The organism is Streptomyces sp. NPDC020742, assembly GCF_040641675.1.
Lineage (GTDB): Bacteria > Actinomycetota > Actinomycetes > Streptomycetales > Streptomycetaceae > Streptomyces.
The window spans coordinates 20,887-38,843 of sequence record NZ_JBFAEA010000032.1; the positions used below are offsets into that span (position 1 = coordinate 20,887).

14 protein-coding genes and 1 pseudogene are annotated in these 17,957 nt (G+C 73.8%); 7 read left to right on the forward strand and 8 right to left on the reverse strand.

The features are described from left to right. The first annotated feature begins 10 nt into the window (after positions 1 to 10). On the forward strand, positions 11 to 829 hold the full coding sequence (locus AB0G84_RS32580; protein ID WP_361328982.1) for a maleylpyruvate isomerase family mycothiol-dependent enzyme: 819 nt from the start codon (positions 11 to 13) through the stop codon (positions 827 to 829). Between the two features lie 14 nt (positions 830 to 843). Here the strand turns inward: AB0G84_RS32580 and AB0G84_RS32585 are convergent, their stop codons facing one another. From AB0G84_RS32585 to AB0G84_RS32600, 4 genes are all read right to left on the reverse strand, one after another. Then, positions 844 to 1,854 carry an LLM class F420-dependent oxidoreductase gene (locus AB0G84_RS32585; protein WP_361328985.1) on the reverse strand — a complete coding sequence of 337 codons (1,011 nt, stop codon included), beginning with the start codon at positions 1,852 to 1,854 and terminating at the stop codon, positions 844 to 846. A gap of 236 nt (positions 1,855 to 2,090) precedes the next feature. Further along, positions 2,091 to 2,960, reverse strand: a complete 870-nt coding sequence (locus tag AB0G84_RS32590) for a DUF5336 domain-containing protein (RefSeq protein WP_361328988.1) — start codon at positions 2,958 to 2,960, stop codon at positions 2,091 to 2,093. A gap of 199 nt (positions 2,961 to 3,159) precedes the next feature. Then, positions 3,160 to 4,062 (reverse strand): N-acetylmuramoyl-L-alanine amidase, encoded by a 903-nt coding sequence (locus AB0G84_RS32595; protein WP_361328991.1) that lies wholly within the window; start codon positions 4,060 to 4,062, stop codon positions 3,160 to 3,162. Positions 4,063 to 4,081: 19 nt separating this feature from the next. Then, a complete protein-coding gene (locus tag AB0G84_RS32600; RefSeq protein WP_361328994.1) occupies positions 4,082 to 4,741 on the reverse strand; it encodes a class I SAM-dependent methyltransferase in 660 nt (219 codons plus the stop codon). A 704-nt stretch (positions 4,742 to 5,445) separates the two neighbouring features. Between AB0G84_RS32600 and AB0G84_RS32605 the strand changes: the two genes are divergently transcribed. From AB0G84_RS32605 to AB0G84_RS32615, 3 genes are all read left to right on the forward strand, one after another. After that, positions 5,446 to 7,629 carry an acyl-CoA dehydrogenase gene (locus AB0G84_RS32605; RefSeq protein WP_361328997.1) on the forward strand — a complete coding sequence of 728 codons (2,184 nt, stop codon included), beginning with the start codon at positions 5,446 to 5,448 and terminating at the stop codon, positions 7,627 to 7,629. Between the two features lie 41 nt (positions 7,630 to 7,670). Further along, on the forward strand, positions 7,671 to 8,861 hold the full coding sequence (locus AB0G84_RS32610; RefSeq protein WP_361329000.1) for a lipid-transfer protein: 1,191 nt from the start codon (positions 7,671 to 7,673) through the stop codon (positions 8,859 to 8,861). Positions 8,862 to 9,048: 187 nt separating this feature from the next. Further along, positions 9,049 to 10,482, forward strand: coding sequence for an MFS transporter (locus tag AB0G84_RS32615; RefSeq protein WP_361329003.1), 1,434 nt, complete (start codon positions 9,049 to 9,051; stop codon positions 10,480 to 10,482). Positions 10,483 to 10,600: 118 nt separating this feature from the next. Here AB0G84_RS32615 and AB0G84_RS32620 read toward each other — a convergent pair. Then, positions 10,601 to 11,238: pseudogene (locus AB0G84_RS32620) on the reverse strand (response regulator transcription factor). Between the two features lie 337 nt (positions 11,239 to 11,575). Here AB0G84_RS32620 and AB0G84_RS32625 point away from each other — a divergent pair. After that, a complete protein-coding gene (locus AB0G84_RS32625) occupies positions 11,576 to 12,049 on the forward strand; it encodes a hypothetical protein (RefSeq protein ID WP_361329006.1) in 474 nt (157 codons plus the stop codon). 92 nt (positions 12,050 to 12,141) lie between these two features. On the opposite strand, the gene AB0G84_RS32630 is transcribed toward AB0G84_RS32625, so the two are convergent. From AB0G84_RS32630 to AB0G84_RS32640, 3 genes are all read right to left on the reverse strand, one after another. Beyond that, a complete protein-coding gene (locus AB0G84_RS32630; protein WP_361329105.1) occupies positions 12,142 to 13,446 on the reverse strand; it encodes a histidine kinase in 1,305 nt (434 codons plus the stop codon). A gap of 225 nt (positions 13,447 to 13,671) precedes the next feature. Beyond that, positions 13,672 to 14,394, reverse strand: coding sequence for an ABC transporter permease (locus tag AB0G84_RS32635; RefSeq protein ID WP_361329009.1), 723 nt, complete (start codon positions 14,392 to 14,394; stop codon positions 13,672 to 13,674). Then, on the reverse strand, positions 14,394 to 15,320 hold the full coding sequence (locus AB0G84_RS32640) for an ABC transporter ATP-binding protein (protein WP_361329108.1): 927 nt from the start codon (positions 15,318 to 15,320) through the stop codon (positions 14,394 to 14,396). Before AB0G84_RS32640 ends, AB0G84_RS32635 begins: the two co-directional genes overlap by 1 nt. 585 nt (positions 15,321 to 15,905) lie before the next feature. Here AB0G84_RS32640 and AB0G84_RS32645 point away from each other — a divergent pair. Together AB0G84_RS32645 and AB0G84_RS32650 are read left to right on the forward strand one after the other, a co-directional pair. Continuing rightward, positions 15,906 to 16,781: a MaoC/PaaZ C-terminal domain-containing protein gene (locus tag AB0G84_RS32645; protein ID WP_361329012.1), complete on the forward strand. Its 876-nt coding sequence runs from the start codon at positions 15,906 to 15,908 to the stop codon at positions 16,779 to 16,781. 90 nt (positions 16,782 to 16,871) lie between these two features. Beyond that, positions 16,872 to 17,957, forward strand: coding sequence for a Zn-dependent alcohol dehydrogenase (locus AB0G84_RS32650; RefSeq protein ID WP_361329014.1), 1,086 nt, complete (start codon positions 16,872 to 16,874; stop codon positions 17,955 to 17,957).

Below are 17,957 nucleotides of genomic sequence, written 5' to 3' on the forward strand. Positions count from 1 at the left end.
TGTGCGCTGCATGACTCTCGAAGGCTCTCTCACCCACGAGGAATACTGCGCCCACCTCCTCGCCGAGACCGACCGGTTCCGGCAGATCGTGCGCACCGCCGATCTGTCGGTGACCGTGCCGACCTGCCCCGACTGGACGTTGGCCGAGCTGGCCCGGCATGTGGGCGGGGCGCACCGCTGGGCCGGCGCGATCGTCGCCAGACGGGCGACGGCGCCCGTCGATCCCGCGGACGTCCCGGACGGCAAGGGGCCGGCCGGCGAGGATGCGGCGGCGCTGGACGCCTGGCTGGCGGAGGGCGTCGAAGGCACCGTGGCCGCCCTGCGGCAGGCCGGCCCCGACGCGGAGGTGTGGACCTGGGCGCCGCCGGTGCAGCGGGCCGGCTTCTGGGCCCGCCGGATGGCCCATGAGACGGTGATCCACCGGGCCGATGCCGCGCTCACCGCGGGCGCCCCCTTCGACCTCCCGGCCGAGGTCGCCGCGGACTGTCTGGAGGAGTGGCTGCAGATCTGCGAACTGCCGGCCGCCATGGAGCGGTTCGCCGGCCGCGAGGACGCGGACGGCGACCCGCTGTTCGGCCCCGGCCGTACGATCCACCTCCACGCCACCGACGCCCCGGCCGGGCTGAACGCCGAGTGGGTCCTCGACCTCACCGGGTCGGCCCCCTCCCACCGCCGCGCGCACGAGAAGGCGGCGGTCGCCCTGCGCGGCCCGCTCACCGACGTCCTGCGCGTCGTCCACCGCAGGCTGCCCACCGACAGCGACCGGGTCGAGGTGCTGGGCGACCGCGCCCTGCTCGACCGGTGGCTGGCGTGGGCGACCTTCCAGTGACCGGCCGGGCGCGGTCAGCGGTTCAGCTCGGCCAGCACCCGTAGCGTGTGCGGGTCCGGCGCGGTGACCAGCAGGTCGGTGACCGGGCCCGCACGCCACAACTCCAGCCGCTCGGCGATCCGTTGCCGCGGCCCGACCAGCGAGATCTCATCGGCGAAGGCGTCCGGCACGGCCCGTACGGCCTCCTCCCTGCGGCCTTCGAGGAAGAGCCGCTGCACCCGCCGGGCCTCCTCCTCGAACCCCATCCGGGCCATCAGATCGGCGTGGAAGTTCTTCGCCGCATGGCCCATGCCGCCGATGTAGAAACCCAGCATCGCCTTGACCGGCAGCAACCCCTCGGCGAGGTCGTCGCAGACCACCGCGCGCGCCATGGGGGCGATCAGAAAGCCGTCCGGGGCATCGGTCAGGGACGCCGAGTAGACCTCGGTGCGCAGCGGCGACCAGTACAGCGGCAGCCAGCCGTCCGCGATCCGGGTGGTCTGGGCGATGTTCTTGGGCCCCTCGGCGCCCAGCAGGACGGGGAGCTCGGCCCGCAGCGGGTGGGTGATGGGCTTGAGGGGTTTGCCCAGCCCGGTGCCGTCGGCGCCCCGGTAGGGGTGCGGATGGAAGCGCCCGGCTGTCTCCACCGGCCCTTCCCGGCGCAGGACTTGGCGGATGACCTCCACGTACTCGCGGGTCGCGGTCAGCGGGCTGGTGGGGAACGGCCGCCCGTACCACCCCTCGACGACCTGCGGCCCGGACAGCCCCAGCCCCAGCATCAGCCGGCCGCCGGAGAGGTGGTCGAGGGTGAGCGCGTGCATCGCGGTCGCGGTGGGGGTGCGGGCCGCCATCTGCGCGATACCGGTGCCGAGTGCGATGCGCGAGGTGTGGGCGGCGATCCAGGTGAGCGTGGTGAAGGCGTCCGAGCCCCAGGCCTCCGCGGTCCACACCGAGTCATAGCCCAGGCGCTCGGCTTCCTGGGCGAGTTCGAGGTGTCGGGGGTCGGGGCCGCGGCCCCAGTAGCCCAGTGCCAGACCGAGTCGCATGCCGACCGCCTCTCTTCCGAGGATGCTCACGCGGGGCGGCGGGGCCGCCCGGAGCCGCCAACGGCCGCGCGTGGGGCGGCTTCCACAGCCTTACGGCGGCTAGCTGCTGACGGTGCGTCAGATGCATCCGCTCGGCGCACTGTACGACCGCCCCGCGGGCAGCGCAACGGCCCCCCGCCCGCTGGGGCGAGGGGCCGCGAAAAGGACCGCTGAGCGTCCGGCCCGGCGGGCGCGGGTCAGCCGCGCTGGATGCCGGTGGTGTCCTGCAGGATGCCGCGCCGGCCGTCCTGGGTCTGCGCGATCAGGGCCTGACCGCGCTGCTCCACCGCCAGGTACCAGGTACCGGGCGCCAGTTCGGCGATCGGCGCGGGCGAACCGTCCTCGCCGTACAGCGGACGTGCGACCGGCACCGCGAACCAGAACGGGGCGAAGTCCGCCGGGGCCCCGGCCGCCGGGGTGGCGGCAGCGGCGGGGGCGGCACCGGCGGGGGCGGCACCGGCCTGGCCGCCGGACGTGGCGTCGCCGCCGCCCTGCTGACCGTGCGTCGGACCGCCCGGGTAGCCGTAGCCCTGGCTCGCCTGTTGGTGCTGCTGTGCGCCCGGGTAGCCGTAACCCGGGTTGGGGCCCGCCCCGTACGGAGCGGCCTGCGGCTTGGGGGCGCCGATCAGCGCCGGCTGGAGCGCCGGGACCAGCGGCCCGGCGACCGCACCGCCGGCCAGGACCAGTGCGGCGATCAGGCCGATGATGAGGCCGGCGCCGGCGCCGTGCGAGCCGATGAGGGTCCACAGCGCCGTCCACGCCACGAAGACGGTCAGCGCGACGCCGAACTGGCCGAGGTCGAGACCGACGACCTTGCGCGGCTGCGGCAGCGCACGGCTGAGAACGATGAGCGCCGCCCCGATCACACCGGCCAGGTACAGGCTCATCAGAGTGGGCAGCGAGTCCCAGGCGTTGATGCTGTAGTTCTGAGCCTGGGCTTCGCAGACCTTGGCGTACGGGCCGGAGCAGTCCGGGCTGCCGGTGAGGTCGAAGAACGAGGCGATGAACAGCAACACCGCTGCTCCGATCACCACGCCGTCACCTCGAGTGAGGGAGCGGATGTTCACGTAAGGGTCCTTTGTCTCTTTCGTGGGTCTGGTCGTCGCTGCTGCGGTGCGCGCGGTGCGGGGCACGGCGGGGCCCCCATCGTAAAGGGGAACCTATCGCCGAATCCGGCGGGCCGTCCTGTTCGTTTTCAAAAGCCCTATCGGACGCCGTATGGCCTCTGGTATCCGCGAGGCATCGGGCTGGGGCGCCGGCGGGCGGTCAGCGCGTCAAGAAGTCCGTAATGCCCTCGGTGATCCCGCGGGCCGCCTTTTCCCGCCACTGCGCGTCGGTCAATTGCGCGGCGTCCTTCGGATCGCGCATATTGCCGCACTCGATGAACACCTTCGGCACCGTGGAGAGGTTGAGGCCGCCGAGGTCGGAGCGGACGTCGAGCCCGGTGCCGTGGCCGATGTAGTTGGACGGCGCGCTTCCGGTCACCGTACGGAACCGGCCGGACAGCCGCTCGCCCAACTGCCGGGAGGGCCCGACGACGGCGGAGGTGTCGGCCGCGCCGGCCGTCACGCGCGCGGGCAGGATGACGTGGAAGCCGCGGTTGCCGGCCCCCGAGCCGTCGGCGTGGATCGAGACCGAGGCGTCGGCGTGCGCGGAGTTCCCGATGTCCGCCCGCTCGTCCACGCACGGCCCGTACGGGCGGTTGCCGTCCTGGGTGAGGACGACCTTGGCGCCCTGGTGCTGGAGCAGCGTCCGGGCGCGGCGGGCCACGTCCAGGGTGAAGGAGGCCTCGGCGTAACCGTCGTTGGTGGCGGTCCCGGTGGTGTCGCACTCCTTGCGCTCATTACCGATGTTCACCTGGCGGGCGATCTGCCGGCCGTGCTCGCCGTTGTGCGGGTTGTGGCCGGGGTCGATCACCACGGTCCTGCCCTTGAGGCTCGCGTGCAGCAGGTCCCGGCCGGCGCCGCCGCCGTGCCCCGCCCCGCCCTCGCTCTCCCCGGCGCCCGGGGACCGGCTCGGTGCGGGCTGCCCGGCGCGCGGCGGTCCGCCGGCGTCACCAGGGGGCCGCCAGAGCAGCCAGCCCCCCACGCCGGCGACCGTCACGGCCGCCAGCAGGAGGAGCAGGGCGCCGCGCAGGCGGCGGGGAGGGGGAGCACTGCCGTTCGACACGTTCGCGATGGTAGCTCCCTCAGATTCCGGGCCCGGTGCGCCGCAGGACGTGCAGCGAGCGGTGCACCGCGACCTCGGTGAACGCGCCGGACGCCAGGGCCCTGCGGTAGACGCGGTACGGGGCCTGGCCGCCGTCCGCCGGGTCCGCGAACACGTCGTGGATCACCAGCAGCCCCTCGGGCGCGAGGTGCGGCGCCCAGCCCTCGTAGTCGGCGGTGGCGTGCTCGTCGGTGTGCCCGCCGTCGATGAACACCAGGCCCACCGAACCCTGCCACAGCGCCGCGACCTGCGGCGAGCGGCCCACCATGGCGACCACCTGGTCCTCCAGGCCCGCGGCGTGCAGGGTGCGGCGGAAGGTGGGCAGGGTGTCCATCCGACCGACCTCGGGGTCGACGACGGTCGGGTCGTGGTACTCCCAGCCGGGCTGCTGCTCCTCGCTGCCCCGGTGGTGGTCCACGGTGACGGCCATCACCCCGACGGTACGGGCCGCGTCCGCGAGCAGAATCGTGGACCGGCCGCAGTACGTACCGACCTCCACCAGCGGCAGCCCGAGCTCTGCCGCCCCGACCGCCGCCGCGTAGAGGGCCAGCCCCTCGTCCACGGGCATGAAGCCCTTCGCCGCCTCAAAAGCGGCGAGGACCTCCGGCTGCGGAACGGGCGGAGCCGCGGGAGCGGACATGCTTCCTCCTGGTGGTGCGGTCGGAGGGCTCATCGTGCCGTATCGGGTGGGGCCGGTGGTGTGCGGGTGCACCGGTGGTCCGGTGCGGGGCCGTGGCGCGGCGCCCGGCGCTCGCTCTCCGGAGCGCCGCGGTGCCTTCTTCGCACCTCTTCGGCGCCTCTTCCGGGCCTTGCCGGTTCCTCATCCGCGCCTCGCCCGTTCCTCTCCGTTCCTCATCCGTGCGCCCGTCGTGTGCCTTCCGTGCACCGCCGGCCCCGCCTTCTCCGCTCTCCCTTCGCCTTCCGGCCGTCTGTCGTGCCGCTCCCTTCTCTTCCCTCTTCTTCCGCCCTTCTTCCCCTCTTCTCGTTCCGCTTTCCTTCCGTCCGATTGCCGACCGTTCTCGTCCGTTTATTGCCGCTCGTTTCCTCGGGCGCCTCGAAAGCGGCGCATTTATCGGCGGGGGGAACGGGGGAGGGGAAAGGGTGGCGCGAAGTGGAATTCACCGGACCGTTTCTCGTTCGCAGCCGAACCGTTCCCTGCGGCGGGCGGGCGAGTGCCCCCCGCGCACCCCCGAGTCCCGCGCACCCCCGGAGTCCCGCGCACCCCCGGAGTCCCACGCGCCCCCGGAGTCCCGCACGCGTCGGCCTCCCGCGGCCCGCCTGGCGCCCCGCACCCACCCCGCATCTGACCTTCCGTCAGATTGAAACGTGTTCTAGTCTGCTCGTATGGGCATCGGAATCACACAAGAGCAAGGTGACCTGGCCGAGGCGGTGGCGGGCTGGGCCGCGCGGACCGTACCGCCCGAGGAGGTCCGCGCGCTGCTGGACTCCGCACCCGGCCGGCGCGGACGCCCCGCGTACTGGGACGCGCTGGCCGCCCAGGGCCTGCTCGGACTCCACCTCCCCGAGGCCGACGGCGGAGGCGGCGGCGCACTGCTCGACCTGGCCGTCGTCCTGGAGGAGTTGGGCCGCGCCGCGCTCCCCGGCCCCGTGCTGCCCACCACCCTCGCCGCCGCACTGCTGCACCGCGCCGGCGCCCGGAGCCTGGTACCGGCCCTGGCCACCGGGGAACTCCTCGGTGCCGTCGCGCTCGGCCCGGGCTCGCTCACCGCCGTCCAACAGGCGGACGGCTACGTCCTGGACGGCACCGCGCCCCCGGTTCTGGCCGGTGCCGACGCCGACGTCCTCGTCCTGGCCGCACGGGCCGCCACGGGCACCCTGTGGTTCGCGGTCGACGCCGGGTCGCTGACCGTACGCGCCCAGGAGAGCGCCGACCCGACCCGGCCGACCGCCGAGGTGGCCGCCGACGCGGCCCCGGTGCCCGCCGAGCGGCTGCTGTCCCTGGACAGCGCCCTGGTCCGCGACCTGGCCGGTGTCCTCTTCGCCGCGGAGGCCTGCGGTACGGCGGCCTGGGCGCTGCACACCGCCACCGGACACGCCGCCGTACGTGAGCAGTTCGGCCGCCCGATCGGCCAGTTCCAGGCCGTCAAACACCTCTGCGCCGACATGCTCGTACGCTGCGAACAGGCCCGCGCCCTGGTCTGGGACGCGGCCCGCGCGGTGGCCGAGCCGCCCGAGGTCCGGGGGCTGACCGCCGCGCTCGCCACCGGCAGCGCGCTGGACGCCGCCTTCAGCTGCGCCAAGGACTGCATCCAGATCCTCGGCGGCACCGGCTTCACCTGGGAACACGACGCCCATCTGCATCTGCGCCGGGCGACCGTGGCCCGCCAGCTGCTCGGCAGCGGCGACAGCCACCGGCTGCGCGCCGTCGGCCACGCCGCCGACGGCGCCCGGCGCGCGCTGCGCCTGGAACTGCCCGCCGCGGCGGACGCGTACCGCGCCGCGGCCCGCAGCGCCCTCCAGGGAGTACGGGGCCTGGACCCCGCCGCGGCCCGCCGCGCCCTCGCGCCCACCGGCTACGCCGCGCCGCACCTCCCCGCGCCCCATGGCCTGGGCGCGGGCCCCCTCCAGCAGCTGGCGATCCAGCAGGAGTTGACCGCCGCCGGGGTGCGGATCAGCGACCTGGGCATCGCCACCTGGGTGGTGCCCTCGCTGATCGCCCACGGAACCAAGGAGCAGCAGGAGCGCTATCTGCTGCCGTCGCTGCGCGGCGAACTGCGGTGGTGCCAGCTGTTCTCCGAGCCCGAGGCCGGCTCGGACCTGGCGTCGCTGCGCACCCGGGCCGAGCGGACGGAGGACGGCGGCTGGCGGATCAACGGCCAGAAGGTGTGGACCTCGGCCGCCCAGTGGTCGAGCCACGGGATCCTGCTCGCCCGCACCGATCCGGACGCGCCCAAGCGCAAGGGGCTGACCTTCTTCCTCGTCGACATGAAAACCCCCGGGATCGACATCCGCCCGCTGAAGGAGATCACCGGCGACGCGCTCTTCAACGAGGTCTACTTCGACGAGGTGCTGCTGCCCGCCGATGCGGTGGTCGGCGAGGTGAACGACGGCTGGAAGGTCGCCCGCACCACCCTGGACAACGAACGCGTCCACATGGCCGACCAGTTGACCTTCGACACCGGCCTGGAGGCGCTCCTGGACCGCTCGGCGGAGCTGGACGGTTCCGTACGGGCGCGGGTGGGCGCGCTGGCCGCCGAGGCGCACGCCCTGGGCTGCATCGGGCTGCGCACCACGCTCCAGCAGGTGTCGGGGCTGGAGCCGGGGGCCGGTGCCAGCATCCGCAAGCTGGTGCAGACCCCGCACCAGCAGAAGGTCGCCGAGCTGGTGCTGGAGCTGCTCGGCCCGGCCGGCGCGGTGCGGGAGGGCGCCGGCGAGCGGGCGCTGCACGACTTCCTGATGGCGCGCTGTCTGACCATCGCCGGCGGCACCACCCAGGTGCAGCTGAACGTCGTGGCCGAGCGGCTGCTCGGCCTGCCCCGCGATCCCGAACCCCGGCCCCTGATCTGACCGGCCCGCCCCGTTCCCGGTGACTTCCCTGGAGGACCCGTATGACTGGCAAGGCGTACCTCGTCGGCGTGGGGATGACGACGTTCGTGAAGCCCGAGACCCGCGAGTGGCAGTACTGGGACATGGCCAAGGAGGCCGGCGGCGCCGCCCTCGCGGACGCCGGGGTCGGCTACGACGCGGTCGAGCAGGCGGCGGTCGGCTACTGCTTCCAGCCCTCCACCGCCGGCCAGCGCGCCGTGTACGAGCTGGGCCTGACCGGCATCCCCGTCTACAACGTCAACAACAACTGCGCGACTGGCGCCACCGCGCTGATGATGGCGCGGCAGTTCGTCGAGGCGGGCGTCAACGACTGTGTGCTGGCGCTCGGCTTCGAGAAGATGAAGCGCGGTGCGCTGGGGGGGTCGGACGGCGGCGACTTCGCGACCTCGCCGGTCGCCCGGCACTACGGCGTGATGGCGGCGGCCCACGGCTTCGAGCGGACCCCGCCCACCGCCCAGATCTTCGGCAATGCGGCCCGTGAGCACATGGAGCGCTACGGGACCACCGCCGAACAGCTCGCCGCCGTCGGCGCCAAGAACCACCGGCACTCCGCGCACAACCCCTACGCCCAGTTCCGGGACGTCCACACGGTCGCCGACGTGCTGGCCGCCACCCCCGTGCACCGGCCGCTGACCAAGCTGCAGTGCTCGCCGACCTCCGACGGCGCCGCGGCGGCGCTGGTCGCCTCCGAGCGGTTCGTCCGCGAACACGGCCTGGCCGAGCGGGCGGTGGAGATCGTGGCCCAGGCGATGACCACCGACACCGAGGAGAGCTTCGCCTCCGGCTCCTGCATCGACGTCGTCGGCAAACCGATGACCCGGGCCGCGGCCCGGCAGGTGTTCGCGGCCGGCGGGCTCGGCATCGAGGACGTCAACGTCATCGAGCTGCACGACTGCTTCTCCGTCAACGAGCTGCTGACCTATGAGGCGTTGGGGATGTGCGCGGACGGCGAGTCCGGAAAGCTGATCGCCGAGGGCGCCACGACCTACGGCGGGCGCTGGGTGGTCAACCCTTCCGGCGGGCTGATCTCCAAGGGCCATCCGCTGGGGGCGACGGGCCTGGCCCAGGCCGCCGAACTGGTCTGGCAGCTCCGCGGCACCGCGGCCGAACGCCAGGTCCCCGACGCCCGGGTCGGCCTGGCCCACAACATCGGCCTGGGCGGGGCGGCGGTGGTGACGCTCCTCCGGAAGTGAGCCCGCCGGGGCGGGCGGGCCCACCCCGAACCAGCGGTCCCGTCCGCCCCGCACCCCTCACCCGCCCCGACCCCGCACTCCGTGCGCCCCGCCCGCGCCTCCGTCCGCCGGCCTAGGTCTCCGGTCAGGTGGTACCTGCACCGATGTTCCGATGTGGGGGCGCGCGCCGAATGCGAGCATGGTCCGCATGCCCCCGATAACCGCCGCCGCCCAGTCCAGCACCTCCCGCCGGACGGCCGCTCCGGCCTGGCTGGTGACGCTGCTGGTCTGCGCGGGGCAGTTCCTGGTCATCCTCGACGTCTCCGTCGTGAACGTGGCGCTGCCCGCCATGCGCACCGGGCTGGGGCTGAGCGAGTTGGGCCTGCAGTGGATCGTCAACGCCTACGTCATCACCTTCGCGGGCTTCATGCTCCTCGGCGGCCGGGCCGCGGACCTCTTCGGGCGCAAGCGGATCTTCGTGCTGGGGCTGGCGCTGTTCACCGTCGCGAGCCTGGCCGGCGGACTGGCCCAGGAACCCTGGCAGTTGATCGCGGCCCGTACGGTGCAGGGCGTGGGCGCCGCGGTGCTCTCCCCGGCCACCCTCACCATCCTCACCACGTCGTTCCCGGCCGGCCCGGCCCGTACCCGCGCCATCGCCACCTGGACGGCGGTCGGGGCCGGCGGCGGCGCGGTGGGCGGCCTGGTGGGCGGGGTGCTCACCCAGTGGCTGTCCTGGCGCTGGGTGTTGCTGGTCAACGTGCCGATCGGCGCGGTGGTGCTGCTGGGTGCGGTGCGGTGGCTGTCCGAGAGCCGGCGGGACGCGGTACGGCGGCTCGATGTGCCCGGCGCGTTGCTGGTGACCGGCGGGCTGGGGCTGGTGGCGTACGGGATCGTGCAGACCGAGACGGACGGCTGGGGTTCGGCGTCGGCGCTGCTGCCGCTGGCCGCGGGCCTGGCCGTGATCGCGGTCTTCATCGCCGTCGAGGCGCGCGCCAAGGCGCCGTTGATGCCGCTGGGGCTGTTCCGGCTGCGCTCGGTGTCCGCCGCGAACGCGGCGATGGTGCTGGCCGGCGCGGCGATGTTCTCGATGTGGTACTTCCTGTCGCTCTACGTACAGAACGTCCTCGGCTACCGCCCGCTACAGGCCGGACTCTCCTTCATCCCGCATTCGCTGTCCATCGTCCTGGGCTCCAAGATCGGCCCGCGGCTGATGAACCGGGTGGGCGCCAAGACCCTGGCGGTCACCGGCGCGGTGCTCTCGGCGGCCGGTATGGCCTGGCAGGGCACGATGGACGTGCACGGCACGTACCTCGGCACGATCCTGGGCCCCGGCATCCTGATGGCGCTGGGCGCGGGCCTGACCGCGACCCCGCTCGCCTCCATCGCCACCTCCGGCGCCGACCCCGCCGACCAGGGGCTGGTCTCCGGCCTGATGAACACCTCGCGCCAGATGGGCGGCGCGCTGGGCCTGTCGGTGCTGTCCACCCTCGCCGCCTCCCGCATCGAGCAGGGGCACGGCCCGCAGGCGCTCGCCGACGGCTACGGTCTGGCCTTCCACATCGGCGCGCTGGTGCTGCTCGCCGCCATCGCCCTGATGGTCACCGCCCTGCCCCGGCGCCGGGCGGACCTGACCCACGGCTAGCGCCTCGCCGGGCGGACATCGCCCACGGACATCGCCCACCGGCAGCGTCTCGCCAGGCGGCCGCACCGCTCCGCGCCCGCCCGCCCGCCGGGCACCGGCGCGGCCCCGGGGCACCGCCCTACAGCCAGCCGTTCCGCCGCGCCGCCCGTACCGCCTCGATGCGGTTACGGGTGCCGGTCTTGCCGATGGCCGCCGAGAGGTAGTTGCGGACGGTGGCCTGGAGAGGTGGAGCTTGCCGGCGATGTCGGAGACCGTCGCGCCGTCCACCGCCACCGTGAGGACGTCGCGCTCGCGCTGGGTCAGCGGGTTGGGCCCGGCACTCAGCGCCGCCGCGGCCAGACCGGGGTCGATCACCTGCTCCCCGGCGAGCACCCGGCGGATGGCCGCCGCCAGCTCCTCCACCGGCCCGTCCTTCACCAGGAATCCGGACGCGCCGGCCTCCATGGCGCGGCGCAGATAGCCGGGCCGGCCGAAGGTCGTCACGATCAGGACCTTGCAGGACGGCAGCTGCGTGCGCAGGTCGGCCGCGGCGTCCAGCCCACTGCGGCCCGGGAGTTCGATGTCCAGCAGGGCGATGTCCGGACGGGCCTCCAGGGCGGCGGCGACGATCTGGTCGCCCGCCGCGACCTGGGCCACGACCTGCATGTCCTCCTCCAGGTCGAGCAGCAGCGCCAGCGCGCCCCGCATCATGCCCTGGTCCTCGGCGAGGAGGACTCGTACACATCGCGCGGGCGGCTCGGCGGGCTCGTCAGTCATGGTCCAAGAGTAAACAGCGCAAGGCCCGCCCGAGGGTCGCTGCGGGCGGTCCTTCTCCTCGCCTCCGGGGGGCGGTTGTTCGACAGCCGCGGGACGACGGAGCGAGGAGCGGGCCTCGCTCAGGAAGGCGCATACGAGGCGGGGGAGCTCCCAGGCGGGTCGAAGCGGCCTTTGCGCTCGCCGGGCAGGCGCTGGACGCCGGCCTTCAGTACCGTTCGGGCCGGATCGTCGAGCGGGTGCGAGCGGTGCGCCGTACCCTCAGCACCCCTACGCCGCCCAAACTGGTGCGGGACTTCGACGAGCGCCTGCACGACGTTTACCTGTAGGGAGAGCAGCGATGCGCGTAGGGATCACCGGCCACCGCGGGCTCGGCACAGAGGTCGAGCGACGCGTACGCGACGTGCTGGACCAAGCCCTGGACGGATACGACCCCGCCGAGTTGGTGGGCGTCTCCTGCATCGCGGACGGCCCGGATGCCTGGTTCGCCGAAGCCGTGCTGAAGCACGGCGGCCGCCTGGAGGTCGTCGTCCCGGCCGCCGCGTACCGCGAGGGCTTGCCGCAGTGGCACCACGCGACGTACGACCGGCTGCTCAGCGATGCTGCCGAGGTGCACCGGACCGGGCGCACGGCCTCCGACCCGGAAGCGCACATGGCGGGCTCCGAAATGCTGGTCGGCCGGTCCGACGAGCTGTTGGCCGTCTGGGACGGGATGCCGGCGCGGGGTTACGGAGGCACGGCGGACGTGGTGGCTTATGCGGAACGGACGGGCGTACCGGTACGCGTGCTGTGGCCGGAGGGCGCGACGCGATAGCTCGGGTGTCTCCCCGGCCTACGGAGCGGCCTCAACTCCCGGTCAGGGCCGGGTGTCCAAGGGCCCACTCGCCGCTGCCCGCAGGACCTTGATCACCTGGTGGGCTCCTCCGTGTCCGCCACCGCGCCCGTGCCGAGCGGCAGTTCGGCCGTGACGCGGAAGCCGCGTCGGCCGTCGGGGCCGCTGTGCAGGGTGCCGCCCGCCGCGGCCAGCCGCTCGGCCAGGCCCTTCAGGCCGGTGCCACCGACCGGGCCGGACGCGGTGGCAGGGGCGGCGGGGCCGGCGGGCGGGGAGACGGCCCGGCCGTCGGTGTCCGCGGCGGGGGTGCCGTCCGTAGCGTCCGCGCCGTCCGCGCCGGGGGGCCGGCCCGCGTCGTGCGTCTCCGGTTCGTCGGCCGCTCCGCCCCGCCCGGGGGCGCGGTCGAAGAGCCAGGCCATGCCGGAGCCCGGGGTGGTGGCGGAGCCGGTGGTGCCGGGGCTCACGGGGCCCCGGCCGTCGTCGGTGAGGGTGAGCCGGACCCGCTCCTCGTCGGCGTGCACCGTGATCTCGCAGCGGGTGGCACCGCTGTGCCGGATGGTGTTGGTGACGCCCTCGCGGACCACCCAGCCCAGCAGCGCCCCGGCCTGCGGCGGCAGCGGTGGTCCGGCCTGGCGTACGACGGGTTCGATGCCGGCCGCCTCCAGGACCGAACGGGCCCGGTCCAGTTCGGTGGTGAGGCTGCCCTCGCGGTACCCGGTGACCGCCTCGCGGATCTCGGTCAGCGCCTGCCGGCCCACCGCCTCGATGTCGGCGACCTGGGCGAGCGCCGCGTCCAGGTTGCGCGGCGCCAGCCGGCGGACCGCCTCGGCCTTGACGACCACCACGGACAGGGTGTGGCCCAGCAGGTCGTGCAGGTCGCGGGAGAACCGCAGCCGCTCCTTCTCCACGGCGCTGCGGGCGAGTTCCTGGCGGGTGGCCTTCAGCTCCTGGACGGTGTCGAAGAGGCTGAGGACGGTGGCGGTCACCATGCCGGACAGGAACGTGCCGTAGCCGATGCCGAACGAGTTCCCGGCGTCGCCGCCGCTGTCCCAGCCGCTCAGGTAGCCGGCCAGCCCGCTCAGCGTGATCAGCCAGAGGGCTAGCTTCTTGCCGCGCAGCGCACGGACCGTACCGGAGGCCAGCGACAGCAGCGGGAAGAACAGGAACCAGTTGCCGCCGAACCCGAGCGCGATGGCGAAGGTGACGGCGGTCAGCAGCCCCAGGGCGATCAGCGGGCGGCGGGAGTCGCGCAGCCGGGGGCTGAACGACGTCCAGACCACGGTGATGTAGAGCGAGTTGAAGGTGAGCAGCCCCAGGCCGGCCAGCCAGGGGTTGCTCGCCTTGCCCTGGATGATGTTGGAGAAGGCGCCCATGCCCATCAGCAGCCAGGGCAGGAACGCGTACCTGCTCGGTCCCCGGTCCGGCTTCTTGGCCCGGCGCTCCGGCAGGCACTCCGCACCGTCCGTGCCGGCCGACACCGCACTGTTGCCGGCCGCACCGTCCGTGCCCGCGCGGCCCTCCGGCCCGGCCGTCGTGCCCGTGCCGCCCGTCTCCCGCTGCTGTGTGTGTCGCACCATTGCTTCCCAGAGCTGCGCCAACGCCGGTCACACCGTTTCTGCAGCCCGACGGTACGCGTACACCGCGTATCCGCCGAAGAGTGCCAGCCAGGCGGCCAGTACCGCCACTGTGGCCAGGCCCGGGGCGCCGCCCTCGGTGACGCTCCGCCCGAGTTCGGCGAAGCGGTTGCCGGGGGTCCACGCGGACAGCGTGCGCAGCCAGCCGGGGAACAGCTCGGTGGGGAACCACAGCCCGCCGATGATCGAGAGCAGCAGCATGCAGCCGGTGTTGACCACGCCGGTGGACTGCGCGGAGAGGCGGTAGCCGTTGCCGAGCCCGAGGAGGGTGAAGGGCGCGGTGCCGATCCACAGCAGCCCGGCCAGCGCCGCCCACTGCCAGGCCGGCATCCGCACACCGTTGACCAGCGCGCCCACCAGGAGGACCACGGCGATGGCTGGCAGCACCGTCACCGAACCGCTCAGCCCACGGCTCACCACGACCCGTGCCGGGCTCAGCGGGGTGATCCGCAGCTGGCGCAGCCAGCCGAGCTGCTTGTCCTCGGCGACGCCGGTGCCGGTGCCGAGGGCCGCGCCCAGCGCGCCGTACGCGGCCATCCCGACCATCGAGGAGATCTTCCAGTCCATGCCGGGCCCGCCGGGGCCGATATTGGTCATCAGCAGGTACATCAGCACCGGCATTCCGATGCCGAAGAGGACGAAGCCCCGGTCGCGCAGGGTGCGGCGGACCTCCAGCCGGATGTAGTCGAGCATCACACGTTCTCCTTCGCGGAGCGACCGGCGCCGGCGGCCCGCGCCGGGGCAGGGGCGGGGTCGGTGGAGGTGAGGGCGAGGAAGGCGTCCTCCAGGCTGGCGGGGGCGACCTGGAGGCCCCGGACGAGGCCGAGCCCGGCCAGCGCCAGGACCGTGGTGTCGGAGTCGGTCGTCCGCAGCCGGGCGCGGTCGCCCCGTATCTCCACCGAGGTCACACCGGGCAGTTCGGGCAGCGGCGCGGTGGCCGCGCCCCGCAGGTCGAAGGAGACCAGGGAGCCGCCGCCGCGCCGCCTGATCGACTCGCCGCTGCCGTCGGCGACCACCCGGCCGTGGTCGATCACCACGATCCGGTCGGCGTTGTCGTCCGCCTCCTCCAGGTAGTGGGTGGAGAACAGGATGGTCTTGCCGCGGTGGGCGTAGGCCCGCATCGAGCGCCAGAAGACCCGACGGGCCTCGACGTCCAGTGCCGCGGTCGGCTCGTCGAGGACCAGCAGGTCGGGGTTGCCAGCCAGTGCCACCGCGAAGCGGACCCGCTGGGCCTGCCCACCGGACAGCCGGTCCACCCGCCGTCCCCCGAACTCGGTGAGGCCCGCCAGCTCCAGGGCCTCGGTGACGTCCATCGGGTCGGGGTAGGTGGCGGCGACGAAGGTGACCAGCTCGCGGACGGTGACCCGCGGGACGGGCTTGCCGTCCTGGAGCATCGCGCCGACCCGGCCGGCCCGTACGGCGGTCTCCGGAGCGCCGCCGAACAGCCGCACCGTCCCCGAACTCGGCTCCGTCAGGCCCAGCAGCATATTGATCGTGGTGGACTTGCCGGCGCCGTTGCGGCCCAGCAGGGCCACGGTCTCGCCGCCGGCGATCTCCAGGTCGATCCCGTCCACGGCCCGCACCGCGCCATAACTCCGCGTCACACCCGAGAACGCCACGGCCGTGCCGTCCCCGGCCGCGCGCGGCGCCGTGGGCACCGCCCCGGGAACCACTCCGTGCACCGGCCCCACCGGCTCCGTCGTCCCCGGCGCACCCGTCGGCCGGCCCGCTGCCCTGCCCGCTGTCGTCATCTCCGCCTCCGCTCGTCTGCTGTCCATGACGCTACGGAGCGTCGCCGACCCGCGGCAGAGGCGAATGTGGGTGATCCGCCCTGACATCAGTGGGCAGGATCCCCTGACAAATGTCATGGGTGGCGTCCGGGCGCGCGTCCGGGCCCCTTGGGACCGGCCCCATCGTGCGTCCAGGCCCCTCCGGAGCGGCCGGAACGCGCGCCCGGAGGCCGCCGGGGACCCGGAACTGACACTTCGTCAGGGGGTCTTCCGGGTGCCGGATGGATCGGCTATACATGAGGCCATCGGCTAGAACGCGTTCTAGAACTGTGCACCTGCCCGTCGGCACCGGCCGTCGAGGCGCCCGTAGCGCTGCCGGAGCGCGGCCGGGCCGACCAGATACGACCCCGGCGCGGTCGACGGTGCGGACGGCCGGGCCGGGGTCTTCCACCGTGGTGAAGGAGCAACCGCCCGATGCCCATCGACGCCGCCAAGGCCACCTCCGCCGAGCCGCGGACCACCGAACTCGCCTGGGACCACAAGGACGTCCAGCTCTACCACCTGGGCATCGGTGCCGGCGCGGCCACACCGGAGAAGCCGCACCCCGCCACCGACCCGGACGAACTGCGCTACACCCTGGAGAGCGCCCTGCACGTCCTGCCCAGCTTCGCCACCGTCGCGGGCGGGGGAATGGCCCTCGCCGGCGGGCTCTCCGCCCCGGGCATCGACGTCGACCTCGCGGCAGTCCTGCACGGAGGCCAGACCGTCACCGTGCACCGCGCCCTCCCCGTGCGCGGTCGCGCCACCCAGACCTCGACCGTCCCGGCCGTGTACGACAAGGGCAAGGCCGCCGTCATCGTGCTGCGCTCCGAAGTCGCCGACGGGGACGGCCCGTTGTGGACCTGCGACACCCAGATCTTCGTCCGCGGCGAGGGCGGCTTCGGGGGCGACCGCGGGCCCTCCGTCCGCCATGAGCTGCCCGAACGCACCCCCGACCTGATCACCGAGCGGCAGATCCGCGAGGACCAGGCGCTGCTCTACCGCCTCTCCGGGGACTACAACCCGCTGCACGCCGACCCGGAGTTCGCCGAGCTCGCCGGGTTCGACCGGCCGATCCTGCACGGGCTGTGCACCTACGGGGTCGCGCTCAAGGCGGTCGTCGACACGGCGCTCGGGGGCGATGTGGCGCGGGTGCGGTCCTATACGACGCGGTTCACCGGGGTGGTCTTCCCCGGCGAGACGCTGCGGATCCGGATGTGGCGGGAGCCCGGCCGGATCCAGGTCTCGGTCACCGCGCCGGGGCGCGAGGACGCCGCGGTCCTGGCGGACACCGTCGTCGAGCACAGCTAGGGCGTCGCCGGACGCGGCCGGGCCGGGCGCCGGGGCCCGGTCGCGTCCGGCGGGCCGTCGTCGTAGGCGTCGTACGAGAGGAGCCGTGAGATGCGCGCAGCCGTACAGCACGAGACGGGGCAGCAGACGCTGGAGGTGCTCGACGACGTCGAGGCCGTGGGGTTCGGACCCGGGAAGGTCCGGATCCGGATCCGGGCGACCGGCCTGTGCCACTCCGACCTCTCGGCGATGAGCGGGGTGCTGCCGCAGCCGGCGCCCTTCGTCCCCGGGCACGAGGGCGCGGGGGAGATCCTCGACGTCGGGGACGGGGTCACCGGCCTCGCCCAGGGCGACCGCGTCCTGATGTGCTGGCTGCCAGCCTGCGGCAGCTGTCCGTCCTGCAAGCGCGGCCAGACCCACCTCTGCCTGGCCGGGTTCCTGAACGCCGGCACGCCCAACTTCCGACGCGCCGGCGCCGACCCCGCCGATGTCTTCGGCTTCGCCGGCACCGGCACCTTCGCCGAGGAGGTGGTGGTGCCCGCCCACTGCGCGGTCCCGATCCCCGACGACGTCCCGTACGAGATCGCCGCGCTGATCGGCTGCGGGGTCACCACCGGCCTGGGCGCGGCCCTCAACACGGCCAAGGTGGCGGCCGCTTCCTCGGTCGCGGTGATCGGGTGCGGCGGCGTCGGGATCTCCACCATCCAGGGCGCCAGGGCCTGCGGCGCCGCCCGGATCGTCGCCGTCGACCCGGTGCCCGCCCGACGGGAGGCGGCCCTGCGCTTCGGCGCCACCGACGCCGTCGCCCCCGAGGAGCTCGCCGACGCCAAGGCGCGGATCACCGGAGGGGAGGGCTTCGACTACGTCTTCGAGGTGGTCGGGAAGTCCGCCACCGCCCGCACCGCCTACGAGACGACCCGGCGCGGCGGCACCCTGTGCGTGGTCGGCGCGGGTGCCATGGACGACACCTTCCAGGTCAACATGTTCGAGCTGTTCTTCGACGAGAAGCGCATCCTGCCGTCCCTGTACGGCGGCGCCGACGTGCTGCGCTCCTACGAGCGGGCCATCGCCCTGTGGCGGGCCGGCCGGATCGACCTCGAAGGCCTGATCACCCACCGGGTCCGACTCGACGAGGTCAACGACGCGCTCGACCAGATGCGTTCGGGGACGGCGCTGCGGACCTGCATCGAGATCTGA